Genomic DNA, 23829 nt, shown 5'->3' on the forward strand with positions numbered 1-23829 from the left:
ACTCAAGTAAAAATATCTCGTGTCCAAGTGAAATCCCACGCCGCCACCTCTGCGCGGCGGCAACACGTTTCTGGAGGCGCAGGCATGATCGGACGTTTTTCCCGCCTTGGCGAATACCGCGAGCTGTTCCAGCGGCGCGAGGTCATTCAGTGTCTTGCCGCCGGGCTTTTGGCGCTGGGCGCATACGTCTGGGACGCGGCGGGTCTTGCGCCGGGCTGGGCGTCGCCCGCCCTGGCGCTGGCGTCCGTGTGTCTCACCGGCGTGCCCATCGTCTGGGGCGCGGCCAAGGGGCTTTTTGAGCGCCGGGTGAACGTGGACGAGCTTGTGGCCCTGGCCATCGTCGCGTCCCTGGCCCAGGGCGAGGCGCTCACCGCCGCAGTGGTGGGCTTCATCATGGCCCTGGGCTCCCAGGTGGAGGAGGCCATCAGCGATTCCGCGCGCCGGTCCATCCAGGCCCTTGCGGGCATGACCCCGCAGGAGGCCACCCTGCTGACGCCGGACGGCCCGCGCGCGGTGCATGTGGACCAGGTGCGCAAGGGCGACCGCCTGCTGGTGCGCCCCGGTGAGCGCATTCCCGTGGACGGGGTGATTGTTTCCGGCGCCACGGCCATCGACGAGTCGAGCATCACGGGTGAGTCCATCCCCCGTGAGCGCGGCGTGGGCGAAACCGTTCTCGCCAGCAGCTTGAGCTACAACGGCGTCATCGAGATCGAGGCCCTGCGCGTTGGGGCGGACACCACCCTGGGCCGCGTCATGCGCCTGGTGGAGGAGGCCGAGACCCACAAGCCCCGGTCGGCCCGGCTGGTGGACCGCTATGCCCAGTGGTTCACCCCTGTGGTGCTGGCCTGCGCCGGTTTGGCCTGGGGCTTGAGCGGCGAGGTCTCCCGCGCCGTGGCCGTGTTGGTGGCCGGGTGCCCCTGCGCCTTGCTGCTGGCCGCGCCCACGGCCACCGTGGCCACTGTGGCGCGGGCCGCGCGGGCCGGCGTGCTGGTCAAGGGCGGCGCGCAGCTTGAGGCCGTGGCCCAGGCCGACGCGGCATTGTTCGACAAGACCGGCACCCTGACCCTGGGCGAGCCGCGCGTGGTGGAGGTGGCCCCGGCCGATGGCGTGAGCGCCGACGCGGTGCTGGCCGCGGCCGCGGGCGTGGAGCGCCATTGCCTGCACCCCCTGGCGCGGGCCGTGCTGCGCGCGGCGCAGGCCGGCGGGCTTGCCCTGGCCGAGGCCAAGGGCGTGGTGGCCGAGGTGGGCCTGGGCGTGCGCGGCGTGCTGGCCTGCGAGGAGCATTCCGATGGGCACAGCGTGGAGGTCGGCGGGCCCGCGCTTTTGGCCGGGCGGGTGTTGCCGCCGGAGCTGAGCGGTCGGCTGGCCGCCATGCGCGCGCGCGGGGCAACGGCGCTCATCGTGCTGGAGGACGACCGCCCCCTGGGGCTGCTCGCCGTGGCGGACACGCCGCGGCCCATGGCCCGGGCCACCTTGCAGGCCCTGCGCGGGGTCGGGTTCGTCCGGCTGGGCATTCTTTCCGGCGACGAGGTCTCGGCCGTGCGCAACGTGTCGGATGCCCTCGGGCTGACGGATGTCTGGTCCGGGCTCAAACCCCAGGACAAGCTGGACGTCATCGCCGACTGGCAGGGGCAGGGCAGCAGGGTGCTCTACGTGGGCGACGGCGTGAACGACGCCCCGGCACTGGCCCGGGCGGACATCGGCGTGGCCATGGCGGCCGCAGGCACGGACGTGGCACTGGAGACGGCGGGCATGGCCCTCACCCGCGACGACATCACCCGCCTGCCGTTTCTGGTGGGGCTGGCGCGGCGCATGCTCACGGTCATCAAGGCGAACATCGGCCTGGGGCTGTTGTCCAACACCGTGGCCGTCTACGGCGGCATGACCGGGCTTTTGTCGCCCATCGCCGCCTCGCTGTTCCACAACGCCGGGAGCATCCTCGTGGTTCTGGCCTCGGCCAGCCTTCTTTTGTACAAGGACCGCACAGCCGGGGCCTTCGCCCCTGAAGCGGAAGGGAGCAAGTGATGGAGAGCGGCGAGTGCCATTGCGCGGAGCATCAGGAGACGGAGGAATTCACCAGGCTGCTCATCGAATTCTATGAGCGCTTCTCGTCCTGGGAGCAGGGCGTCGTGCGCGAGACGGGCATCACCCTGCAGCAGATGCACACCCTGGAGATTCTGGGCTCCAGCGGCGATCTGCGCATGAAGGAGCTGGCCGAGAAGATGGGCGTGACCACGGGGTCGCTCACCGTGCTGGCGGACAGGCTGGAGCGGGGCGAACTGGTGGAGCGCAAGCCCAACGCCATGGACCGGCGGTCCATCCAGGTGGGGCTGACCCCGGCGGGCAGGCGGCTTTTCGAGGAGCACCACAAGCTGCACGGGCAGCTGTCGCAGGACATGGCCGGGGCTCTTGCGCCGGAGGAGCTGCCGCTGTTTGTGGACATGCTGCGGCGCATCATCCGGCACTTCTAGGCAGCGACATCTTTAGGCAGCGGCACTTCTCGCCAGGGGCACTTCTTCTCGGCGGCGCTTTCAGGCACCGCGTCTTCTCGGTCGTCGCGATTGCGTGGAAAGGGCCTGCTGGCGTGTCATCGCGAGGGCTTTCCAGGCAGCGGCACGACTCGGCAGGGCTCCGTCTCGGCAGCGGCATTCTCGGAGAGCGACGGTCCTAGGCACTGGAAGTCTCGGAGCCACCCTGCAGCGGCGTTTCCTGGCTGGGCCTCGCCAGGAGGCGCGCTGTCGACAGGGACGATTCCCGGCAGCTCCGATTGTGTGGGGGACTGATGCGTCTCTCGATGGTTTTGCAGACCGCGCCACTTTGGGGCCGCGCTCCGTCTTGGCAGCGGCGTTATTGGGACAGCGGCGTTCTTAGTGGGGTGCGTCTCGGAATCCAACGGCAGGGGCGTGTCCGGGCGGAGGGCTTGCGAGGGGCGGCATTTTGCTGACGCCGCATCCGCACGCTGCGGCATCAGTTGAGGGCAAGCCCGCCCAACGCCTTCGGTGCGGCGCAGTCGTCCGAGCATCGTGCCCGCCACAGCTTTGCCGCGCGCAAAACCCTGCGCCCCGGCGCTGGAATTCTTCCGGCGCTAGAACTTCTCAAAGCCGCTGTCGTCGTCATCCACGTCCAGGTTCAGGTGGATGCCGCCGCCCTTCGACGCGCCGCCCTTCAACGCTGTTCCCTCCGGCGTTCTGCCGCTCTGCACGCCGCCACGCTGCGGTGAACCGCCCGGCAAAGCGCCGCCTTTGCGCACGGCGCTGGGCGCATTACGCTCTGCTGTCGCGCTGCTGGCCGCCGCCGGGCGCTTGGTTGCAGCGGCCAGGGCCTTGGGGCGCGTTGCGGCCATGCTTGGCCCGTTGCCGGTTCCCAGGCGGAAGAAGGTCATGATGTGTTGCAGACGCTGGGCCTGGCTGGAAAGCTCCTCGCTTGTCGAGGCCATTTCCTCGGAGGCCGAGGCGTTCTGTTGGATCACCTGGTCGAACTGCTGGATGGCGCGGTTGATCTGCTCGGCTCCGGAGTTTTGCTCGCCCGTGGCCGCGGCGATCTCCTGCACCAGCTCGGCCGTGCGTTCGATGTCCGGCACGAGCTTGGCGAGCATGGCGCCAGCCTTTTCGCTCACCGCGACGGTCGCATGGGAAAGCTCGCTGATCTCCGCCGCCGATCTGCCGCTGCGCTCCGCCAGCTTGCGCACCTCGGCCGCAACGACGGCGAAGCCCTTGCCGTGCTCGCCCGCCCTGGCTGCCTCTATGGCCGCGTTCAAGGCCAGCAGGTTCGTCTGCCGGGCGATCTCCTCGATGATGGAGATGCGCTCCGCGATGTTCTTCATGGCCGCCACGGCCTGGCTCACGGCCACGCCGCCTTCCTGGGCGTCCTTGGCCGCCTGCAGGGCGATGCGCTCGGTTTGATGGGCGTTCTCGGAGTTCTGGCGGATGTTCATGGCCATCTCCTCCACGCTGGAGGACACTTCCTCGATGCCCGCGGCCTGCTCGGTGGCCCCCTGCGAAAGGGTCACACTGGATTCGGAAAGCTCCTCGCTCCCGGAGGCCACGGCCTCGGACGAGGCGTTGACCTGCTGCACCACGGAGCGCAGATGCGCGGCCATTTCAGCCAGCGCCTTGACCAGTTCGCCAAGCTCGTCCTTCTGGTCCACGTCGATGCGCGCGGCCAGATTGCCCCTCGAAAGCTCGTGGGCGAAGGCCACGCCCTTGCCCAACGGCCCGGTTATGCCCTTGGCCAGGGCGAACACCAGGGCGTAGGCCAGCAAAATGGCCAGGCTGGTGAGGGCCAGGGACAAGGCGCGGGTGTGGCTGGCGCTGGCCATGCGCGCGGCCAGCAACGTGTCCAGCTCCGGCGTTGCGGCATCCCACAGGGCGGTGCTGGCCGCCAGGGCCGCCTCGCCCTGGGCGCGGAATTCCTCCAAACCAACGACGGGGTTTTCGGACTGCGACAGGGCCGTCAGGGTCTTGATGAAGGGCGCGGCGGCCTTGTCATAGGCGGCCACGGCCGGGCCGAGATTCTTGGAAAGGGTGGGGCTTGCGCCGTAGAAGTTCGCGTCCTCGTTGAGGGAGCTTTGGGCGCTGGCCAGAATGCGGCTGTGGTCTGATTCCTCAAGGTGCGAGGCGAAGACCGCGAAGGCCCGCTGATCCGCCGGGGTCAGGGGCTGGCCGCGCAGGGTGGCTTCGCCCGCGGCAAGGATGTCCGCCAGGCGCGCCTGGGTTTGCGGCAGGGCCAGCAGGGTGATGTCCATGAGGTAGTAGCTGTCCAGGTCCGGGTCGAGGATGAGGTTCGAGGTGTCGCCCGCGTGGGTGATCATGTCGCGGATGGCCTGGATGAGCGCGGCGTACTCCTTGGGCATGTCCGCTCCGGGGCCGGCCTGGCGCAGGGTCTGCCACTGGGCCTTGACCTTGGACAGGTCCAGGTGCTGGCGCTTGCGCGCGGCCAAACCCTCGGGCGTGAACTGCAGGCCCTCGCCCAAGGTGCGCCAGTTCTTCTCCACATCGGCGAGGGCGGCGTCCGCCTGGCGGGCGGTTTCGTCCCAGGCCGCGGCGGTGTTCTCGCCCGCGCGGGCGCGCAGGCCCAGGCGCTGGGCCTTGGGCACGGCCACAAGCAGCTTCTCCAGCGGGCGCTGGAAGGCGTTGCCGTCGACTTCAAGCCGGGAGGAGGCGATGGTGGCGTTGATGCCCGCGACGGTGAAGTACAGCAGCACGGCCACGGGCATGATGAAGGCGCAGCTGATGAGCAGCAGGCGCGTGCGGATCTTGGTATCACGAACCCGGCTGAACATGGCGGGATTCCTCGCTATCATGAATTTTGATAGAACGATTGCACGAAGCCGGGGACAAGTCTACACGTAGGCGTATTAGTACTTCTTATCGCGGCTAGGTATTTCAGGCTGTTGCAACATGCGCGTCCGAAACAAGGAGCAGGGGCGGGGGCTAAAGACCGCGCCGTTCCGCCTTGCCGCGCCACAGCTCGCGGGAAAGATAGCCGACGATGACGGCGTTGACCACGAACACGGCGACCCTGGCCCAGGTGACGCGCTCGAAGAGCTCGTAGATCTCGATGGGAATGTAGATGCCACCGGCAAGGGCGCCGAACCACTCGGCCCAGGTCTTGCGCAGCCAAAGCCCGGCCGCCTCCACGAAGCGCACCAGCGAATAGCCCAGGGCGGCGGCGGCCAGCAGCCACAGGCGGCTGTCCGTCAGCTTTGCCGCGGCCTCGATGAAGATGCGCGGGGTGTGGCTGGCCGGGTTCAGGTGGAACAGGCGCACGAGCTCTTCCGCGGCCTGGCCGACATCCTGGTGCAGCAGCGTCAGCAGACCGCAGCCGGCCGCAAGGACCAGCACGCCCTTGGCTGTCTCCAGCAGCGCCACCAGCTTCAGTCCGGTGCGTGTCCGCGTGGCGTCTTCGGTCATGGGAGCATCCTGTTGCTGTGTGGTGCGTGGAGCAGGCAAGGAGCGCCGCCCCTTGAACCCCGCTGGGGGAAATGCTTTCCACCAGCCTCCCTCAAAGGGGGAGCGGGAGGAGCAGAGCGCGCTTCCAGCATCGCGAAAGGGAGATGTCTCCTTATTTCGGGGCCTGGGCGGCGGCCGTGGTGCAGGGCGCTTCCTTCACCGCGTAATGGAGAGGCGGTTGGGCTCAGGCCCCTTGGCCGCCGGAGGCGCTGCGCAAAATATCCTCCACCAGAAGCGGCATGCCCCGGCAGGGATCGGCCTTGAGCGAGAGCGCCTGCTTGGGGCACTTGCTCACGCAGGCCCCGCAGCCCATGCACCGCGCGGTCTTGATCTGCAGCATGCGCTCGCGCGCCTTCAGCGCTCCGAACTGGCAGAACGTGGCGCAGTTGCCGCAGCCCACGCATTTTTCCGCATCCACCTGCACCACGTAGCCGGATGAGGCGAGCATGTTCACGCCGTGGCGCTGGGCGGCCATGGCTCCGCAACAGCAGGAGCAGCAGTTGCAGATGGCGTAGAAGCGCCCCAGGGCCACGTCCTTGAAGAAGGCGTGGTGCACGTGTCCGCGGGCGTTCTCGGCCTTCAATATGGCCACGGCCTCGTCGGCGTCGATGCGCCGGGCGCGCTTCTTGTGGTGCTCCAGCACCATGCCCGCAAAGGGCTCGCCCATGACCATGCACACGTCCATGGGCGTGCAGGGATTGGGGCGCGCGGCGCGGCAGGGGCAGTCGAAGACCACGATGTGCTCCGGATTCTTGAGCACGATGTCGCGCGCGAGCTGATAGGGCACGACGCTTTCCGGCTGGGTGACGGTCACCTCGCGGCCGATTTTGACGAGCTTGATGACCTCGTCCGTGGGCATGACCTTGCCGTGGTAGGTGTCCGCGAAGCGGATGCCCGTGGCGGCGCGGCTGGCCTTTTGGGCCTTGCGGCGCTTTTCGACGCGTGAGGGGAGGAGCTTGTCGAGCCAGCGGGCCCCCCTGGCCAGGAACTTGACCAGGGGGTGCTCGCCGGTGATGAGGCGGACGTAAAGGTACGGCCAGCGCAGGTAGAGGTAGCCGTGCAGCTTCTTTCCGGTGCTGAATCCAAGGCCGTCGGCTTCAGCGAAGAAGCGGCGCGCCGAGGGCTTGAGCAGCAGTCGGAAGGGGTTCACGGCTTCGTCTCCCGGCTATTTTTCGCTCTCGGCCTTGAGGGAGGAGCCACGCATGGTGTGGCGCTTCTGGGCGGAGAGCACGGCCTTGCGCAGGCGGATGGACAAGGGCGTGACCTCGACCAGCTCGTCCTCGCGGATGAAGTGGATGGCGCGCTCAAGCGTCATGGGCTTCACCGGGGTCAGGGTGCAGGCCTCGTCCTTGCCGGAGGCGCGCATGTTGGAGAGCTTCTTCTCCTTGGACGGGTTCACGTCGATGTCGTTCTCGCGGCTGTGCTCGCCCGCGATGAGTCCTTCATAGATGGGGTCGCCGGGAACCACGAAGAGCTGGCCGCGCGGCTCCAGGTTGAACAGGCCGTACGTCACGCCGACGCCGGAGCGGTCGGCCACGATGGAGCCGGTGAAGCGGGTGGGGAAGTCGCCCCGGTATTCGCCGTAGCCCTCAAGGTAGGAGTTCATGATGCCGGTGCCCTTGGTGTCCGTCAAAAACTCGTCGCGATAGCCGATGAGCCCGCGGGAGGGCACGCTGAACTCGATGCGCACGCGGCCCTTGCCGTTGTTCACCAGGTTCACCATGCGGCCTTTGCGGATGGACAGCTTCTCGGTGACGATGCCCATGAAGGTCTCGTCGCAGTCCACGTACACGCGCTCGATGGGCTCGGTGAGCCTGCCCTGCTCGTCGCGCTTGTAGATGACTTCCGGGCGGCCCACGGTGAGCTCGAAGCCCTCGCGGCGCATGGTCTCGATGATGATGGCCATCTGGAATTCGCCGCGGCCCTTGACGATGAAGCTGTCGCGGTCCTCGGCGTCTTCCACGCGGATGGCCACGTTCTGCAGGGCTTCCTTCATCAGGCGTTCGCGGATCTTGTTGCTCTGCACGAACTTGCCCTCGCGGCCGGCCAGGGGCGAGGTGTTGATGCCGAAGCGCATGCTGACGGTGGGCTCGTCCACGGTGATGCGGGGCAGGGCCTGCGGATTGTCGCGGGTGCAGATGGTGTCGCCGATGTGCACGTCGTCGATGCCGGCGAGCACGGCGATGTCGCCGGGGGTGGCTTCGTCGACGGCGGCCAGCTGCACGCCGTCGTACACCTGCAGCTTGGAGACCTTGAGGGCCTTGGGGGTGCCGTCTTCGCCGATGCACGCGAGCGCGTCGGAGGACTTGACCACGCCGTTGACCACTTTGCCGATGGCAAGGCGGCCGAGGTAATCGGAGTAGCCCAGGTCGCAGACGATCATCTGGAAGGGCGCGTCGGCGTCGTAGGTGGGCGCCGGGATCTTCTCGATGATGGCGTCGAACACCGGGTGCAGGTTTTCGCCGCGGCCTTCCAGGGTGGTCTGGGCGATGCCTTCGCGGCCGATGGCGTAAAGGACGGGAAATTCAAGCTGGTGCTCGTCCGCGCCCAGGTCGATGAACAGGTCGTAAACCTCGTTCAGCACTTCCTCGGGGCGGGCGTCGCCGCGGTCGATCTTGTTCACGATGACGATGATGGGCAGCCCGCCGTCCAGGGCCTTCTTCAGCACGAAGCGGGTCTGGGGCAGGGGGCCTTCGCTCGCGTCCACAAGAAGAATGGCGCCGCCGGCCATGGCCAGGCTTCGTTCCACTTCGCCGCCGAAGTCGGCGTGGCCCGGAGTGTCGATGATGTTGATCTTGACGCCCTTCCAGCGCACCGAACAGTTCTTGGCGGCGATGGTGATGCCGCGCTCGCGCTCAAGATCCATGTTGTCCATGACGCGGTCGTCGACCTGCTGGTTCTCGCGGAACACGCCGCTCTGACGGAAGAGGCCGTCAACCAGAGTGGTCTTGCCGTGGTCAACGTGGGCTATGATGGCGATATTGCGCAGATTTTCATTGCGGGCGATCTTCATGCGGGAAAATTCCTTTGGGCTGTGTTACGAGGTGGGGAAAACATACAAGACGAGAGTAACCGGACAATGGCGCTTGGGCAACAGCATGGTGACGGCCTCCTGGTGAGGCGCGCTGACCGTGAGCTGCGCTGTTTGGGAATACAAAAACCCCGTCCCGCAGGGGCGGGACGGGGCGCTTGAAGCCGGATGTGATTATGCCGGCGTTCCGAAGCGGCTAGTAGTCGCGACGGGGGCGGGGCTGACGCTCCTGAGCTTCGTTGATGCGAAGCGCGCGGCCGCCGATTTCCTTGCCGTTGAGGGCGTCGATGGCCTGCTTGGCGGAGGCGTCGTCCATCTCCACGAAGCCGAAGCCACGGAAGCGGCCGGTCTCGCGGTCGTTGATGAACTTCACAGACATGACCTCGCCGTACTGAGCGAACAGGTTACGCAGGTCGTCCTCGGAGGCGCTGAAGGGAATGTTGCCGACATAGATGGACTTGGCCATAAAAATCTAAGCTCCTGAAATGATTCTAAAAGTTTGCGTCGTTGTCAGTCAGCGCACAAGCATCCTTCCTTAACGACAAGTGAACGCCAGCTTTGAGCCGCATCCTTCGTGATGTCAAGAAAAAAATGTGGTTCAATGTTTGCATGATAGCGTTTCGCAGCCAGATTCTGTCAAAATTGCCCCCGCCGAGGGGGCGCAATGCGTACCCGCCATGAGCGCCATGGTGTCGTCCGGCCGGGAAAGCCGGGCCTTGGCGGGAGCCCTGGGAGGGGAGACGCGAAACCACGTTCGCTTGGAGGCCCACATGATGAAGACCATCCGACCTATTATCCTTGTTGCGCTTTGCGCCCTTGCCGGGTGTGCGTACATGCCGCTTGGCGAGTCGCAGCGCGTCCACTCCGAGGCGCCGCCCGCTGGCCAGTCCAAGCAGTACGCCGGCAAGCAGGACCGCCCGCGCACCGTGTACCGCACCCAGCCCGGACAGGTGGATCCCAAGACCCAGCCCTACTCGGTCATGGGCAAGACGTACTGGCCGGTGCAGTCGGCCATGGGCTTCCGCGAGGAAGGTCTTGCCTCCTGGTACGGCATAGATTTCCACGGCAAAAAGACAGCCACGGGCGAAACGTACGACATGTTCAGCGTTTCCGCCGCGCACAAGACCCTGCCCCTGGGCACCAAGGTGCGCGTGACCAACCTGGACAACGGGCGCGAGCTGGAACTGGTGGTGAACGACCGCGGACCCTTCGTGGATGGCCGCATCATCGATCTTTCGTACGCCTCGGCCCGGCTTCTGGGCATGGCCGACAACGGCGTGGCCCACGTGCGGGTGGAGGGCGTGGCCGACAACCCGGTCATCGCGAGCGGCAGCTACAAGGGCGTGGCCGTGGCCTCGGCCGAGAGCCCGCCGCGCAAGCCCAAGAGCTATGGCGAGAAGAACCTGGACGACGAGCCTGTCAAGAACTCCAGGCCGGCGCGCGCCAAGGCGCCCGTGGTGGCGAGCAAGGCGCAGAGCGCTTCGCAGCAGCAAATGGCTGAGCAGAGCCCGGCAATGAGCGAGGGCGGCGTGCACTTCAGCGTGCAGGTGGGCGCCTTTGCCCAGGACGAGAACGCCCGCAAGGTCAAGGACCGCCTGGTGCAGTCCGGCTTCCGCGGTGCGCGCGTGGTTCGCGCCGTGCGCGGCGACCGCGAACTCTCCGTGGTGCAGGCGGGCAGCTTCAACGCCCGCGAGGAAGCCGAAGAGGTGCTGCGTTCCCTGAAGGACGAGTTCCCGTCGAGCTTCATCAATATCGGAGCGTAGGCTGACGCTGGCGGCAATGTGAACGTGGGGTGCGTCCGCCTTCGGGCGGGCGCGCCATTTTCGCGCGCTAGGCGCTGACCGCGCGGCGCCGGGCCTTGCCTGAAGAATCCGCATGGGCTACAGAAGAGCCGAGGCCTTGGCCCGCCAATTTTTTGCCGGGCCTTAGAAGCAGTATGGAGGGATGCGGCATGGCGCAGAAGATTTCCGAAGTGAACGGCGTGCCCCTGGGCAGCATCCGCAACCGCAACGAAGAGCGGGTGGCCAAGCTCATGCCCGCGGTGCTGCGCGAGTACCTGGACTACAAGCCGTCCTACCTGGATATTCAGGACATCTACGCCCTGACTCTGAACAACCTGCCCCCGCGCTACAAGCAGAGCGGCTCCATCGTCATCCACGAGAGCGTGAGCGATGCGGAGATCATGCGCGAGCTGCGCGCGGCCATAGCCCGCGTGGAAAAGGCGCCCACGGGCAAGGGCGAAGACTAGCCCTTTTTCTCGGCCTTGACTTCGTCCCAGAGGCGGTTCTTGTCCTCAAGCCCCATTTCCAGAAGATCAAGCCCGCGCTCGCGGGCCAGTTCCTCCATGCGTGCGTAACGCGCCAGAAACTTCAGGTTGGCCGAGTCCAGGGCCGCGTTGGCCTTGATGCCGCGCCTGCGCCCCAGCTCCACCAGGGTGAACAGCGCGTCGCCGAACTCCTCCTCCATGCGCCCGGCGTCGTTGCTTGCGCAGGCTTCCTCATACTCCTTCCACTCGGCGTCGAACTGGGCGCGGGCGTCCTCGTCCTTTTCCCAGGTGAAGCCCAGGCGCGCGGCCTTGGCGTGGATGCGATAGGCCTTGAGCAGGGGCGGCAGGCCCACGGGCAGGGAGTCGTAAGCCCCGTTCACCTTGCCGTTGCCGGCCTTTTCCCCGCGCTTGATGCGCTCCCAGTTGCGCAAAAGCTCTTCCTGGTTCGCCACCACGGTGTCGCCGAAAACATGGGGATGCCGGCGGATCATTTTGGCGGCGTTCTGCGTCACCACGTCGCCCAGGTCGAACTGCCCGGCGCGCGCGGCCAGGGTGGCCTGGAACAGCAGCAGAAAAAGCACGTCGCCCAGTTCCTCGCAGGTTTCGGCCGGGTCGTCGGCGCGGATGGCCGAGACGAGTTCGAAGGATTCCTCGATGATGTAGTCGCACAGGCTTTTGGGGGTCTGCTTCTGGTCCCAGGGGCAGCCGCCGGGGCCGAGCAGGGCGTCGATGACTTCTTGAATCTTGGCGATCGAAAGGGCGTCCGGGTTCACGGCTCCGTCTCCTTGGAAAGCGCCTGCGGCAGGGGCCGGGCGTCAGATGTTGTGCTTGTCTTTTGTCTTTTTGTGCTGCTGGGGCGGCTGTTGCGGCAGCGCCTTGTGCGTTGGCGGGGGCAGCGGGGCCGGCTTGGGCAGGGCGAAGCCGCCCTCTTGCAGCGTCTCGCGGATGGGCTCCGGCGTGAAGTTGGCCAAAAGCACCAGCGCGGGGTCCGTCTTCTGGGCGAAGGCCGATTGCTTGACCACCATGGTGCCGGGCAGCACGGCCTTGAGCAGCAGCAAAAGCACCAGGGAGAGCAGCAGGCCTTCCACCGCGCCGAAGCCTGCGCCGGCGATCTTGTCCACCACGGTGAGCATGGCCACCTTGAGCACGTCCTGCATGAAGCGCACGAGGAACCACAGCGCCACCAGGGTGCCTATGAAGGTGATGAGGTAGCTTAGGGCCTGCACCGTGCCCTGGTTGGCGATGTAGACCTTGAGGTGCGGCACGAAGATGCCGTGCAGGTGCGAGGCCACAAAAAGCCCGATGAAAACCGAACACAGGGAGACGGCCTCTTTGATGAGCCCCCGGTGGTAGCCCCGGAAGGCCACGAGGCCGATGATCGCGATGATGATGATGTCCAGGGAATTCATGGTCCCTCGCCGTTCGTGGGCTGACTGGTGAGGCCAGCGTTGTTCATGGCCTCTTTCTGGCCCAGAGAAGTAGCAGACACGAGCGGGAAAGGGAAGTGTTCCTGCCGGGCTTGGCGCGCTTGCGGTTGTGCTGCCCCGGCTTTTCGGTTAGGGCACGCGGATACAACATTTTTCAGGGGGCGATTGGCCGATGCGCTTGATCGAAACGGGCCTGCCTGGGCTTGTGCTCTTGGAGCCCAAAGTCTTCCGCGACGAACGCGGCTTTTTCCTGGAGACCTACAGCGAGGCCGCCTTCGACGCCCTGGGCATCCGCGCCCGTTTCGTGCAGGACAACCACGCCTATTCCACGCAGCAAAATGTCGTGCGCGGGCTGCACTTCCAGCGCCCGCCCTTTGCCCAGGCCAAACTGGTGTGGGTGGTGCGCGGCAGCGTCCTCGACGTGGCCGTGGACCTGCGGCGCGGCTCGCCGACCTTTGGCCGGCACTATTGCGTGGAGCTTTCGGCCGAGAACATGCTGCGGCTTTTTCTGCCCAAGGGCTTTGCCCACGGCTACGCCACCCTCGCGCCGGACACGGAATTTCTCTACAAGGTGGACGCCCCCTACGCCCCCCAGGCGGACGCGGGCATTTTGTGGAACGACCCGGACATCGGCGTTCCCTGGCCCAGCGCGGACCCCGTGCTCTCGCCCAAGGACCGCCTGCTGCCCCGGCTCAAGGATTTCGATTCGCCCTTCGTCTTCGAGCCGCCGCTTGCGGATGCCGGCGGCGCGGCAATAAACCCCCAACCCCAGCGGGGTGAAGCATGTCGATGAAACCCAGCGCTCCGGGCAAGGCTCCGGCCCGTCATGCGGTGATTCTGGCGGGCGGCTCCGGCACGCGGCTGTGGCCGTTGTCGCGGTCGTTGTTTCCCAAGCAGCTTCTGGCGCTCAACGGCGACATGACCCTGCTGCAGCAGACCGCGAGCCGCGTGCTGGAAAGCTTTCCGCCCGAGAATGTCTGGGTGGTGACCAACGAGGAGCACGTGTTCGAGGTGCGCAGCCAGCTCAAGGGACTGAACCCGGTGCTGGACGGCCACGTCTTGTCCGAGCCGCTGGCGCGCAACACCCTGCCCGCCATTCTGCTGGCGCTTGGCAGCATTGTGCCCCGGCAAAACGATGAAGACGCCGACCTGGCCGCCGCCGACGTCGTGGCCGTGTTCCCCTCCGACCATCTGGTGGAAGATCTGGCGGGCTGGCGGGCCTCCCTGGACCAGGGCATGAATCTGGCCGCTGCCGGGCGTTTCGTCACCTTCGGGGTCACGCCGCGCAAGCCCGAGACCGGCTACGGCTACATCGCCCGCAGCGAGCGCCTGGAAGAAGGCGCCTATGCCGTGGAGTGCTTCATCGAGAAGCCGAAGCTCGAAAAAGCCATGGAGTTTCTCAAGAGCGGCCGCCACTACTGGAACAGCGGCATGTTCGTGTTCCGCGCCGGGAACTTTTTGGAGGCCGTGCGGGCCCACGCGCCCGAGCACTGGTCCTGGTGGCGCGGCCGGGACGAAAAGCCGCTGACCGCTGGCTACGGCGCGCTGAAGAATCTTTCCGTCGACTACGGCATTGTGGAAAAAATCACGAATATCGCCGTGGTCGAGGCCCGCTTCGACTGGGATGACCTGGGCAACTGGGAGGCCATCTACAATCTGGGCAAGAAGGACGGGAACGGCAACGTCATTCAGGGCGACGTGCTGGCCATAGACTGCCGCGACTGCCTGCTCATCTCCAAGGGGGGCAAGCTCGCCGTGGTGGGGCTTTCCGGCATGATCATGATTCAGACCCGCGACGCGACCCTGGCCTGTCCGCTCACCGATGTGCAGCGGGTCAAGGAGGTCGTGGCGCTGCTCAAGTCCCAGGGCAGCCAATTGGTGGAGAGCCACTTAACCGTGAAACGCCCTTGGGGCAGTTATTCGGTTCTGGAGGAAGGACCCTATTACAAGATCAAGCGCATCGAGGTGTTGCCGGGCGCGCGCCTGAGCCTGCAGATGCACCACCACAGAAGCGAGCATTGGGTCGTCGTTTCCGGCGCGGCCCTGGTGGAGATCGGCGGGGAGGAGCGCCTGCTTGTGGAGAATCAGGCCGTGGACATCGCCAAGGCCACCACGCACAGGCTGGCCAATCCGGGCAAGGTGCCGCTGGAGATCATCGAGATCCAAAGCGGCCCGTATCTGGAAGAGGATGATATCGTACGCTTTGATGACGAATACGGGCGGGTGAAACACGAGAACTCGTGAATTATTTCCTAAGCTCTTGACACGCAAGAGCATGGTCCTTTATGAAAACGCAGTTTTTCGTGGCGAAATTTGACCAGTAACTACTAGGAGCGATGGGGCGAGGTTATGGAGGAAAAGAAACAGTGCAAGGGGTGTGGGGGGGCGTTGCCCTTCGTGATCGGCTTTGTGGCCGCAGTGATCGCAGGCTGGGTTCTCTTCCCTGATTTGATATACAGCAAGAAGACGCAGCCCGTCCGCTTCAGCCACAAAATCCACCAGGAACAGGGCATGGAGTGTTCGAGCTGCCATACCTTCCGGGACGACGGCTCCTACGCCGGCATCCCGACCAACGAGAAGTGCATGGAGTGCCATGCCGACGTTGTGGGCAGCGATCCGGCGGAGCAGGTCTATGTCGAGAAGTACGCCAAGACGGGCAAGGAAGTTCCTTGGCTCATCTACCAGTACCAGCCCGACAACGTAATTTTTAGCCACAAGGCGCACGAGTCCTTGGAGTGCACGTCCTGCCACCCCGACATGGGGAAGAACGATACTCCGCCGGTCTACTACGAGAACAGGCTGTCCGGGTACAGCAAGCAGACCATGAAAATGTGGAAGTGTGAACGCTGCCATGCCGAAAACGGCGTCAGCAATGCCTGCCACGTCTGCCACAAGTAAAAGAGGGGTGCGTAAGATGGGTTTGGATCGCAGAGGATTCGTCAAATTAGTCGTGGGAGGCGTTGCAGGCACCCTGTTTACGCCTGTCATCTGGCAGGGCCTGGACGATGCGTCCATCTGGTCCCAGAACTGGGGCTGGATTCCGCGTGTGCCCAAGGGCGAGGTGAAAGCCAAGTCCGCGTTGAGCAAACTTTGCCCCGCCGGTTGCGCCGTGAAGGTCAAGACCGTTGGCGGGCAGCCTTTCGCCGTCACCGGCAATACCGAAAACCCCATGAGCAAGGGCGGCGTGTGTCCCGTTTGCGCGGGCGGCGCCCAGCTCATGTACAGCCCGGCTCGCGTCAAGTCGCCCATGAAGAAAGTGGGCGAGGGCAAGTACGAGGCCATCAAGTGGGAAGACGCCGAGGCCATGCTCGTTGAGAAGCTGACCCCGCTCAAGGGCCAGGACGGCAAGATCGCCGCCATCAGCGGCGACGAGACCGGCACCGCCAACGAAGTGCTGAGCGCCATGCTCGCGGGCCTGGGCAGCACCGGCTACTATGTCATGCCCGGCGAGATGTTCACCGCCAGCAAGGGCGTGAAGCTCATGGGCGGCAACGGCCAGCCCGGCTTCGACATCGAGGGCGCGGACCTGGTGCTCATGATCGGCGCGGACGCGCTGGACTCCTGGGGCGCCACCGTGGCCAACCAGAAGGCCTTCGCCGCCACCCGCCCCACCGGGGCCGAGGCGACCGCCCAGTTCGTTTACGCCGGCCCGGTGCTGAACAGCACCGCAAGCGTCTGCGACAAGTTCCTTGCCGTGCCGCCCACGGCCACCACCGCCTTCTCCCTGGCGCTGGCCAATGCGCTCATCAACGCGGGCGCGGTTTCCTCCGCGTCCGACTTCGGCGATTACAAGGCGCTGGCCGCCAAGTACACGCCCGAGGTGTTCGAGAAGGCCACCGGCCTCAAGGCCGAGGTGCTGAAAGACCTCGCCGCCAAGATCAAGGCCGCCAAGGCCCCTCTCGTCATCGCCGGCGCTTCCTTCGGCCAGGGCGCTGGCGCGCTCGACTTCGTCGCTGGCGCTTCGCTCAACGTGCTTCTGGGCCGCGTGGGCCAGAAGGGCGGCATGACGCTTCTGCCCGCAGCTCCCAAGGCCATCGCCTCCGCCACCGACCGCGAGAACGCCAAGGACGCCGCGAGCTTCCTGGCCTCCGTGGCTACCGGCAAGGCCGCGCCGGGCGCGCTGCTGATCTACGAGGCCAATCCGGCCTACGCCCTGCCCCAGGCGGGCGACATGGCCAAGGCCATGGGCAACATCGGCTTCAAGGTCAGCTTCAGCACCTACATGGACGAGACCGCGGCCCTGGCCGACCTCATCCTGCCCGCTCCGCATCCTTACGAGCGTTTTGACGACGCCATGAACCCTTACGGCGTCTCCAAGCCGACCTACCTGGCCGGCAAGCCCGTGGTGGCCAAGCCCGTCATGGACTGCAAAGACCCCGTGGACGTGCTGCTCGCCGCCGCCGGCAAGCTCGGCTTGTCCCTCGGCTTCGACACCTACGCCGACGTCATCAAAGCCAAGGCCAAGGCCGTTGGCGCGGACTTCGACGCGCTGGCCAATGGCGGCATCTGGAACGGCGAGCCCAAGGGCGGCAGCCTGTCCCTGGGCGCGGCCGCGCTTGCCAAGGCCCCCGCGGCCAAGGCCGACGACAAGGCCGTGGCTTTGGCCCCGGTGAGCAAGCTGGCTTACGGCACCGCCTCCCTGGCCACGCCGCCCGCCAACCTGCTGGTCGTGCGCGACACCGAACTGCTGGGCAAGGACCTGCTTGTCCAGATGAACGCCGCCACCGCCAAGAAGCTTGGCGTGGCCAGCGGCAACAAGGTCAAGCTCTCCGCCGGAACCGGCGAGGTGAAGGCCCTTGTCCATGTGAACGAGGGAGTGGCCGCCGATACGGTCGCCATGCTCCTGGGCTTCGGCCGCAGCGCTTGGGACGAGTTCACCAAGGGCAAGGGCGATAACGTCTACAAGATCCTCACGGTGAGCGACGAAGCAGGCACGGGCCTGAAGGTGTGGGCTGGTTCCACCGTCACCGTCGCCAAAATCTAGGGGGAACCACCATGTCTGGACACGCTGTAAAAGAATTCAATATCACGTGGGGAATGGTCATCGACCTGGACAAATGCACGGGCTGCGGCGCGTGCATGACCGCCTGCCAGGTCGAGAACAACATCGCCCCCATGGTCGACGCTTCGAACAAGCTGCGCACCTTGAGCTGGATGCTTGTGTTCGAAATGTCCAATAAGAAGGCGGCCCCCGAGGCCGAGATCGCCTACCTGCCCCGTCCCTGCATGCAGTGCGGCAATCCCGCCTGCGTGCCCGTGTGCCCGGTTGTGGCCACGGACAAGAACGAGGAAGGCGGCATCGTCAGCCAGATCTACCCGCGGTGCATCGGCTGCCGGTACTGCATGGCCGCCTGCCCGTACCATGCCCGCTACTTCAACTGGGAAGATCCCATTTTCCCGAAGGGCATGGAGAAGGCGCTGTCTCCCAACACCTCCGCCCGTCCGCGCGGCGTGGTTGAGAAGTGCAACTTCTGCCACACCCGCTTCATGAAGGCCAAGGACAAGGCCCGCCAGGAAGGCGGCAACCCGGAGGCCCTGGCCGACGGCGCGTACATGCCCGCTTGCGCGGAAGTGTGCCCCACCGGCGCCATCACCTTCGGCGACTTGAAGAACCCGGAGCACAAGGTGCACGAGCTGGCCAAGGGCGAAAACGCCTTCCGCCTGCTGGAGAAGCTTGGTCTGGCTCCCCAGGTGTACTACGTGAGCAAGCGCGAGTGGGTGCGCAAACTGGGCGACAACTACGCCGCCACCGGCAAGGCCGGGGCTGAAAAGAAGCATTCCTAGGGGGCGCAACAATGGATAGAGCACTCTTTCCCGATGGCGTGGAGCGCTGCTCCTTCGGCAAATTCGCGTTGTGGATGGCATTCATCACGGCCTTCTTCCTGTTCGGCCTGTATGCGATGATCGTCATCTTTGCGAAAGGCATCGTGGTTACCGGACTGGACAACTACTTCGGATTCGGCTTGTGGATCACCTTCGACTTGGCGGTCATCGCCTTGGGCGCTGGTGCGTTCTTCACCGGATTCCTCAAGTACATCCTGAAAATCGACCAGCTTAAGAACATCATCAACCTGACGGTCATCGTCGGGTTCATCTGCTACTCGGGCGCCATGCTCGTGCTCACCATGGACATCGGCCAGCCGATCCGCGCATGGTTCGGCTACTGGCACCCGAACGTCCACTCCATGCTGACGGAAGTCATCTTCTGCATCACCTGCTACTGCCTGGTGCTCGTCATCGAGTACGTGCCCCTGATTCTTGAGCAGAAGCAGCTGAACAAGATTCCCTTCCTGCACCACCTCGCCCACAACATGCACGTGAACATGGCGCTCTTCGCCGGAATCGGCGCGTTCTTGTCCACGTTCCACCAGGGTTCCCTGGGCGGCATGTACGGCGTGCTCATCGGCCGCCCCTACGCCTTCCGCGAGGGCTTCTTCATCTGGCCCTGGACCTTCTTCCTCTTCGTGCTTTCCGCCGTGGGCTGCGGCCCCATCTTCACGGTCCTGGTCTGCACCTTCATGGAGAAGCTCACCGGCCGCAAGCTCGTTGACTTCAAGACCAAGGCCCTGATGGGCAAAATCGCCGGCACCATGCTCACCGTCTACATCTTCTTCAAGATTCTGGACACCTGGGCCTGGGCCAACAACTACCTGCCCAGCGTCGGCATGACCTTCGATCAGATGTTCTACGGCGTCATCTACGGCAAGTGGCTGATGTTCACCGAGATCATCCTCTGCGGTCTGGTTCCGGCCATCATGCTCATCACCCCGAGCATCCGCAACAACCCGACCCTGCTGTACACCGCGGGCATCCTGGACTGCATCGGCATCACCCTGAACCGCTACCTGTTCACGGTTCAGGCCATCGCCATCCCCTTGCTGCCCTTCGACAACTGGCAGACCTACGCCCCCAACTGGGCGGAGTGGGCCACCAGCGGCATGATCGTTGCCTACGGCTTCCTGGTCATGAGCCTCTCGTACCGCTACCTGCCCGTGTTCCCCCAGGAACGCGCCATGAACAAGTAGCCTTCAGGCTGCCATCCGCCTCACCAAGAGCCCGGCCGCAAGGTCGGGCTCTTTTTTTGCGCCGCACGGCGTTTAAAATAGTTCATGATTCTGGACAGGTGGATTCCAGCAACATGTGCCCTGGACCTGTGTCGGTGCTGTAACTTTTCGCATGCGCACAGCGTATGGGTATATGAAGGCAACAGCCGCCACTGCTGACGCACGAAACCAACCCCCTCTGCTGTTCGCTCCCGTGCTGACTGGATGAATTGGCTATGGCTGTTCCAAAAGCATGGAGGGACAAGACATGTCCGTTACAATCTCTTCCAAGAAACGCCACAGCCAGTTGTTGCGTGATGCTGCGATGCTGCGGGCGCCGCAATACGCCCGCGTCTCGGCAGACGCTTCGGAAATTCGGAGCTGCATCACGTGCGGAAAAATCATCCCCGCCGCTGGGCTCTGCGACGAGTGTCAGATTATCTTCAAACTCGGCATGGCCTATGTCGCGGAGCACGTCGTGGGCAAGAGCCTTGAGGCCGGGGACCAGAACGTTGCGGCATTGAGCGGCATGACGGGGGAGCGGTCTTTCTGAGGGGGGCGTCTCGCCACTGCCGTGGCGGAGCATGTGGACGCATGCGGCAGCAGCACGGCAAATGCGCTTGGCAGGCGCGGCAAAGAGCGCACGATTTCCTAGTGAAGACACTTCGCCAGACGTTGCCGTTCTCGTGACAAACGGCTGGTCCGCTTTCTGCCCGTTGGCGTGACCTGCCGCCCCGGGTTCAAGGGGCAACGCCCCTTTCTCATCCTACTTCTTCTCTTCGTCCGTGCCCTTGCGCAGCGCTATGTCGCGCAGCCCCTGGCGCAAATCCACCTTGGACTCGAATTTGCCGGTGCGGATGAGCCCCCAGGCGCGCCGCATGAAGTCGAGCGCGCGTTCGACGCGGGCGCAGCAGCGCTCGTGCCGGGCCTGGATGCGCGCGGTGAGCCGTACGTACCATGTCCAGCGCGAGAGAAAGCCGTGGACGCGGCCGAGGCCTTTCTCCACAAACGCCCCGGCCCAGGCCCAGCGCGGGTGATTGCGGATGTGCGCCACGAGCCCCTTGAAGCCATGCTTGCCCATGAACTTATTGAACTCGTCCATGTAGGTGTAGAACACCGGGGTGAGGTAGAGCGTGACCACCTGGGAGAAGATCAGGCCGCCCACGACCACGAGGCCGAGGGGCCTGCGCGCCTGTGCCCCGGCGCCGAAGCCCAGGGCGATGGGCATGGCGCCCATGATGGCGGCCATGGTGGTCATCATGATGGGCCGGAAGCGCACCCGCGAACCCTCGAACGCGGCCTCGGCCGGGGCCATGCCTTTTTTCTCGGCCTCGATGGCGAAGTCCACCACCATGATGGCGTTCTTTTTGACGATGCCGATGAGCATGATGATGCCGACGAAGCCGTACAGGTTGAGCTCGGAGCGGAACACCAAAAGCGAGAGCAGCCCGCCCATGGCGGCCGAGGGCAGGCCGGAGAGGATGGTGATGGGGTGGATGAAGCTTTCGTACAGGCAACCCAGGATGATGTAGATGACGACGATGGCCACCAGCAGCAGGAAGCCCGCCGTGCCCATGGAGCCCTTGAAGGAGCTGGCCGTGCCCTCGAAGACCGCGTTCACCGTATCGGGCAGGGTCTTGTGCGCGGTGTCCTGCACGCGGGTCATGGCGTCGCCCAAGGAAACGCCGGGCGCGAGGTCGAAGGAGATGCTGACCGCGGGCAGCTGGCCGGAGTGGTTCACCGTGATGGGGCCTGTGCCCTCCTTGGCGTCCACCAGGGCGTCCAGGCGCACCAGCTTGCCGGCCTTGGAGCGCACATAGAGCATGGAGAGCGCGCGCGGGTCCTGGCGGAATTCGGGCAGCAGCTCCAGAATGACCTTGTAGGAGTCGTTCTCCGCATAGATGGTGGAGATTTGCCGGCCCGCATAGGCCGAGTACATGGCGGTCTCGATGGACTCCGCCGTGACGCCCAGGGTGGCGGCCAGGTCGCGGTTGATCTTGAGGTCCACCTGGGGCGCGTTCACCTGCAGGTCGCTGGTCACGTTGGACAGGCCCTTGACCTTGCCCAGCGCCGCCACAAGCTCGTTGGACGCCTTGTAGAGCACGTCGGTATCGGGCGAGAGCAGGGTGAACTGGTACAGGCCCTTGCTGGGCTTGCCGCTCATGCGGATCATGGGCGGGTTCTGCACGAAGGCGAGCAGGCCCGGCTGCGACTGGAAATTCGGCTGCAGTCTGGCCAGCACCTCGTCGGCCGTGGACTTGCGGTGCTCGTTCAGAAACACGGCGATGTAGCCCTGGTTGGTGGTGCCAACGCCCACGATCTGGATGGCGTCGCGCACGTCCCGGTCCTTGAGCAGCATGGGGGTGATGGCGTTCTGGGCCTTGGCCTGGTCCTCGAAGGAGACGCCTTGCGGCCCCTCGACGATGCCGAAGAGGTAGCCCATGTCGTCGGAGGGCAGAAAGCCCTTGGGCACCACCACAAAGAGCACGATGGTGAGCACGAAGAGCGCCCCAGCGCCGATCATGGTCTTGCGCCGGTGGTCGATGGCCAGGTGCAGGGTGCGGCGATAGAACGCCAGGATCTTTTCATAGAGCGGGTCGCTGTGCTCCAAATGGCTGCCGGGCTTGAGCCAGCGCGAGCAGAGCATGGGGGTCAGCGTCAGCGAGACCACGCCGGACACAAGAATGGCCGCGGTGATGACCACGGCGAATTCGTTGAGTATTTTTCCTATGATGCCGGGCATGAACAGGATGGGCACAAACACCACGGCCAGGGAGATGGTCATGGAGAGGATGGTGGGGCCGATCTCCTTGGCGCCGTCGAGGGCGGCCTCGATGGGCGATTTGCCCATTTCCATATGCCGCACCACGTTTTCGAGCATGACGATGGCGTCGTCCACCACAAAGCCCACGGCGAGGGTGAGGGCCATGAGCGAGAAGTTGTCCAGGGTGAAGTGGAAGAAGTACATGACCGCGAAGGTGGCGATGATGGAGAAGGGGATGGCCACGGCGGAGATGACGGTGCCGGGGATGTTGCGCAGGAACAAGAACACCACGAGCACCACCAGCGCCACGGAAAGCTCCAGCGTGAACTTCACGTCGTTCACGCTTTCCTTGATGGCCTTGCTCATGTCGTAGACTTCGTGCAGCTCTATGGCCGCGGGCAGCTGCCTGCGGATGAGCGGCAGCTGGGTGTTGATGCGATCCACCACGTCGATGGTGTTGCTGCCAGGCTGGCGCTTGATGGCGATGAAGATGGTCTTGTCGTGGTTGAGCCACGAGCCGGACTTGACCGTCTGCGCGCTGGAGAGCACCTGCCCCAGGTCCTCCAGGCGCACCGGGGTGGCCGTGGCGTTGTCGTAGGCCACGATGACCGGATTGTACTTCTCCGCGCGCTTCAGCTGGCCGTCGGCGTCCAGGGTGGTGGAGATGTGCGGGCCGTCCAGGCTGCCCATGGGCAGGTTGACGTTCTCCGCGCTCACCGCGCTGGCCACCTCGTCCAGGCCAAGGCCCATGGCGGCCAGCTTGCGCGGGTCCACCTGGATGCGCACGGCGTATTTCTGCTCGCCGTAAATCTGCACCTGGGCCACGCCGGGAATCATGGAGATGGTCTGGGTGACGAAGGTGGTGGCGTAGTCGTTGACGGTGGAGAGCGGCAGGCTCTTGGAGCTTATGGACATCCAAAGGATGGGCGAGTCCGCCGGGTTCACCTTTTCGAAGGTGGGCTCGTCGGTCATGGTGTTGGGCAGGTTGCCGCGCGCCTTGGTGATGGAGGCCTGCACGTCCATGGCGGCCTTGTCGATGTCTTTGCCCAGCTCGAACATGAGGGTGACGGTGGTGAGGCCCTGGCTGGAGGTGGAGCTCATGGCCTCCAAACCGGCGATGGCCGAGAACTGGCGCTCCAGGGGCGAGGCCACGCTGGAGGCCATGGTCTTGGGGCTGGCGCCGGGCAGCACGGCCTTCACCTGGATGACCGGGAAGTCCACGGTGGGCAGGTAGCTCACCGGCAGGTTCATGTAGCTGGCAATGCCGAAAAAGAGCAGCCCAAGCATGACCAGGGTGGTCATGACCGGCCGGGTGATGAAGAATCTCGGGTTCATGCGGCGGCCGCC

19 protein-coding genes are annotated in these 23829 nt (G+C 65.1%); 11 read left to right on the forward strand and 8 right to left on the reverse strand.

The annotated features are described in order from the left end of the window. The first annotated feature begins 84 nt into the window (after positions 1–84). Positions 85–2025 (forward strand): heavy metal translocating P-type ATPase, encoded by a 1941-nt coding sequence (locus ACYQ4W_RS03100; protein WP_459852679.1) that lies wholly within the window; start codon positions 85–87, stop codon positions 2023–2025. Further along, a complete protein-coding gene (locus tag ACYQ4W_RS03105) occupies positions 2025–2471 on the forward strand; it encodes a MarR family winged helix-turn-helix transcriptional regulator (RefSeq protein WP_459852681.1) in 447 nt (148 codons plus the stop codon). The genes ACYQ4W_RS03100 and ACYQ4W_RS03105 overlap by 1 nt, the downstream gene beginning before the upstream one ends. 614 nt (positions 2472–3085) lie before the next feature. Here the strand turns inward: ACYQ4W_RS03105 and ACYQ4W_RS03110 are convergent. The 5 genes from ACYQ4W_RS03110 to ACYQ4W_RS03130 all read right to left on the reverse strand — a co-directional run bounded on the left by ACYQ4W_RS03110 (position 3086) and on the right by ACYQ4W_RS03130 (position 9448). After that, positions 3086–5281: a methyl-accepting chemotaxis protein gene (locus ACYQ4W_RS03110; RefSeq protein WP_459852683.1), complete on the reverse strand. Its 2196-nt coding sequence runs from the start codon at positions 5279–5281 to the stop codon at positions 3086–3088. A 151-nt stretch (positions 5282–5432) separates the two neighbouring features. After that, positions 5433–5912, reverse strand: coding sequence for a DUF2127 domain-containing protein (locus ACYQ4W_RS03115; RefSeq protein ID WP_459852685.1), 480 nt, complete (start codon positions 5910–5912; stop codon positions 5433–5435). A gap of 223 nt (positions 5913–6135) precedes the next feature. Further along, positions 6136–7101, reverse strand: a complete 966-nt coding sequence (locus ACYQ4W_RS03120; protein WP_459852688.1) for a 4Fe-4S binding protein — start codon at positions 7099–7101, stop codon at positions 6136–6138. A 15-nt stretch (positions 7102–7116) separates the two neighbouring features. Beyond that, the gene (typA, locus tag ACYQ4W_RS03125) at positions 7117–8964 is read right to left on the reverse strand and encodes a translational GTPase TypA (protein WP_459852690.1); all 1848 of its coding nucleotides are present in this window, start codon (positions 8962–8964) and stop codon (positions 7117–7119) included. Positions 8965–9178: 214 nt separating this feature from the next. Next, on the reverse strand, positions 9179–9448 hold the full coding sequence (locus ACYQ4W_RS03130) for an RNA-binding regulator (RefSeq protein WP_459852692.1): 270 nt from the start codon (positions 9446–9448) through the stop codon (positions 9179–9181). A 304-nt stretch (positions 9449–9752) separates the two neighbouring features. Between ACYQ4W_RS03130 and ACYQ4W_RS03135 the strand changes: the two genes are divergently transcribed. After that, positions 9753–10745 (forward strand): septal ring lytic transglycosylase RlpA family protein, encoded by a 993-nt coding sequence (locus ACYQ4W_RS03135; protein WP_459852695.1) that lies wholly within the window; start codon positions 9753–9755, stop codon positions 10743–10745. Between the two features lie 188 nt (positions 10746–10933). Further along, complete coding sequence (locus ACYQ4W_RS03140) at positions 10934–11230, forward strand: late competence development ComFB family protein (RefSeq protein ID WP_459852697.1); 297 nt, start codon at positions 10934–10936, stop codon at positions 11228–11230. Here the strand turns inward: ACYQ4W_RS03140 and mazG are convergent. Together mazG and ACYQ4W_RS03150 are read right to left on the reverse strand one after the other, a co-directional pair. Further along, the gene (gene mazG, locus ACYQ4W_RS03145) at positions 11227–12021 is read right to left on the reverse strand and encodes a nucleoside triphosphate pyrophosphohydrolase (RefSeq protein ID WP_459852699.1); all 795 of its coding nucleotides are present in this window, start codon (positions 12019–12021) and stop codon (positions 11227–11229) included. The genes ACYQ4W_RS03140 and mazG overlap by 4 nt on opposite strands. Positions 12022–12063: 42 nt before the next feature. Beyond that, positions 12064–12657: a CvpA family protein gene (locus ACYQ4W_RS03150; protein WP_459852702.1), complete on the reverse strand. Its 594-nt coding sequence runs from the start codon at positions 12655–12657 to the stop codon at positions 12064–12066. 190 nt (positions 12658–12847) lie between these two features. Between ACYQ4W_RS03150 and rfbC the strand changes: the two genes are divergently transcribed. The 7 genes from rfbC to ACYQ4W_RS03185 all read left to right on the forward strand — a co-directional run bounded on the left by rfbC (position 12848) and on the right by ACYQ4W_RS03185 (position 20271). Then, positions 12848–13468, forward strand: a complete 621-nt coding sequence (gene rfbC, locus ACYQ4W_RS03155; protein WP_459852704.1) for a dTDP-4-dehydrorhamnose 3,5-epimerase — start codon at positions 12848–12850, stop codon at positions 13466–13468. Then, positions 13465–14919 (forward strand): mannose-1-phosphate guanylyltransferase/mannose-6-phosphate isomerase, encoded by a 1455-nt coding sequence (locus tag ACYQ4W_RS03160; protein ID WP_459854443.1) that lies wholly within the window; start codon positions 13465–13467, stop codon positions 14917–14919. Before rfbC ends, ACYQ4W_RS03160 begins: the two co-directional genes overlap by 4 nt. 105 nt (positions 14920–15024) lie before the next feature. After that, on the forward strand, positions 15025–15573 hold the full coding sequence (gene qrcA / locus ACYQ4W_RS03165) for a menaquinone reductase multiheme cytochrome c subunit QrcA (protein ID WP_459852706.1): 549 nt from the start codon (positions 15025–15027) through the stop codon (positions 15571–15573). A 16-nt stretch (positions 15574–15589) separates the two neighbouring features. Continuing rightward, entirely contained in the window at positions 15590–17659 is a 2070-nt protein-coding gene (qrcB, locus tag ACYQ4W_RS03170) for a menaquinone reductase molybdopterin-binding-like subunit QrcB (RefSeq protein ID WP_459852708.1), read from the forward strand. An 11-nt stretch (positions 17660–17670) separates the two neighbouring features. Beyond that, positions 17671–18459, forward strand: coding sequence for a menaquinone reductase iron-sulfur cluster-binding subunit QrcC (gene qrcC / locus ACYQ4W_RS03175; protein WP_459852710.1), 789 nt, complete (start codon positions 17671–17673; stop codon positions 18457–18459). A gap of 11 nt (positions 18460–18470) precedes the next feature. Beyond that, the gene (gene qrcD / locus ACYQ4W_RS03180; RefSeq protein ID WP_459852712.1) at positions 18471–19700 is read left to right on the forward strand and encodes a menaquinone reductase integral membrane subunit QrcD; all 1230 of its coding nucleotides are present in this window, start codon (positions 18471–18473) and stop codon (positions 19698–19700) included. 286 nt (positions 19701–19986) lie between these two features. Further along, positions 19987–20271 carry a hypothetical protein gene (locus ACYQ4W_RS03185; protein ID WP_459852715.1) on the forward strand — a complete coding sequence of 95 codons (285 nt, stop codon included), beginning with the start codon at positions 19987–19989 and terminating at the stop codon, positions 20269–20271. Between the two features lie 213 nt (positions 20272–20484). Here the strand turns inward: ACYQ4W_RS03185 and ACYQ4W_RS03190 are convergent, their stop codons facing one another. Continuing rightward, complete coding sequence (locus tag ACYQ4W_RS03190; protein ID WP_459852718.1) at positions 20485–23817, reverse strand: efflux RND transporter permease subunit; 3333 nt, start codon at positions 23815–23817, stop codon at positions 20485–20487. Positions 23818–23829 lie beyond the last annotated feature (12 nt).

Source organism: Humidesulfovibrio idahonensis (assembly GCF_054657715.1).

Excerpts from the sequence above, each read along its gene's own strand:
- ACYQ4W_RS03100 (WP_459852679.1), top strand. The coding sequence starts at position 85 with ATGATCGGACGTTTTTCCCGCCTTGGCGAATACCGCGAGCTGTTCCAG.
- ACYQ4W_RS03105 (WP_459852681.1), top strand. The coding sequence starts at position 2,025 with ATGGAGAGCGGCGAGTGCCATTGCGCGGAGCATCAGGAGACGGAGGAA.
- ACYQ4W_RS03110 (WP_459852683.1), bottom strand. The coding sequence starts at position 5,281 with ATGTTCAGCCGGGTTCGTGATACCAAGATCCGCACGCGCCTGCTGCTC.
- ACYQ4W_RS03115 (WP_459852685.1), bottom strand. The coding sequence starts at position 5,912 with ATGACCGAAGACGCCACGCGGACACGCACCGGACTGAAGCTGGTGGCG.
- typA (WP_459852690.1), bottom strand. The coding sequence starts at position 8,964 with ATGAAGATCGCCCGCAATGAAAATCTGCGCAATATCGCCATCATAGCC.
- ACYQ4W_RS03130 (WP_459852692.1), bottom strand. The coding sequence starts at position 9,448 with ATGGCCAAGTCCATCTATGTCGGCAACATTCCCTTCAGCGCCTCCGAG.
- ACYQ4W_RS03135 (WP_459852695.1), top strand. The coding sequence starts at position 9,753 with ATGATGAAGACCATCCGACCTATTATCCTTGTTGCGCTTTGCGCCCTT.
- ACYQ4W_RS03140 (WP_459852697.1), top strand. The coding sequence starts at position 10,934 with ATGGCGCAGAAGATTTCCGAAGTGAACGGCGTGCCCCTGGGCAGCATC.
- ACYQ4W_RS03150 (WP_459852702.1), bottom strand. The coding sequence starts at position 12,657 with ATGAATTCCCTGGACATCATCATCATCGCGATCATCGGCCTCGTGGCC.
- rfbC (WP_459852704.1), top strand. The coding sequence starts at position 12,848 with ATGCGCTTGATCGAAACGGGCCTGCCTGGGCTTGTGCTCTTGGAGCCC.
- ACYQ4W_RS03160 (WP_459854443.1), top strand. The coding sequence starts at position 13,465 with ATGAAACCCAGCGCTCCGGGCAAGGCTCCGGCCCGTCATGCGGTGATT.
- qrcA (WP_459852706.1), top strand. The coding sequence starts at position 15,025 with ATGGAGGAAAAGAAACAGTGCAAGGGGTGTGGGGGGGCGTTGCCCTTC.
- qrcB (WP_459852708.1), top strand. The coding sequence starts at position 15,590 with ATGGGTTTGGATCGCAGAGGATTCGTCAAATTAGTCGTGGGAGGCGTT.
- qrcC (WP_459852710.1), top strand. The coding sequence starts at position 17,671 with ATGTCTGGACACGCTGTAAAAGAATTCAATATCACGTGGGGAATGGTC.
- qrcD (WP_459852712.1), top strand. The coding sequence starts at position 18,471 with ATGGATAGAGCACTCTTTCCCGATGGCGTGGAGCGCTGCTCCTTCGGC.
- ACYQ4W_RS03185 (WP_459852715.1), top strand. The coding sequence starts at position 19,987 with ATGTCCGTTACAATCTCTTCCAAGAAACGCCACAGCCAGTTGTTGCGT.
- ACYQ4W_RS03190 (WP_459852718.1), bottom strand. The coding sequence starts at position 23,817 with ATGAACCCGAGATTCTTCATCACCCGGCCGGTCATGACCACCCTGGTC.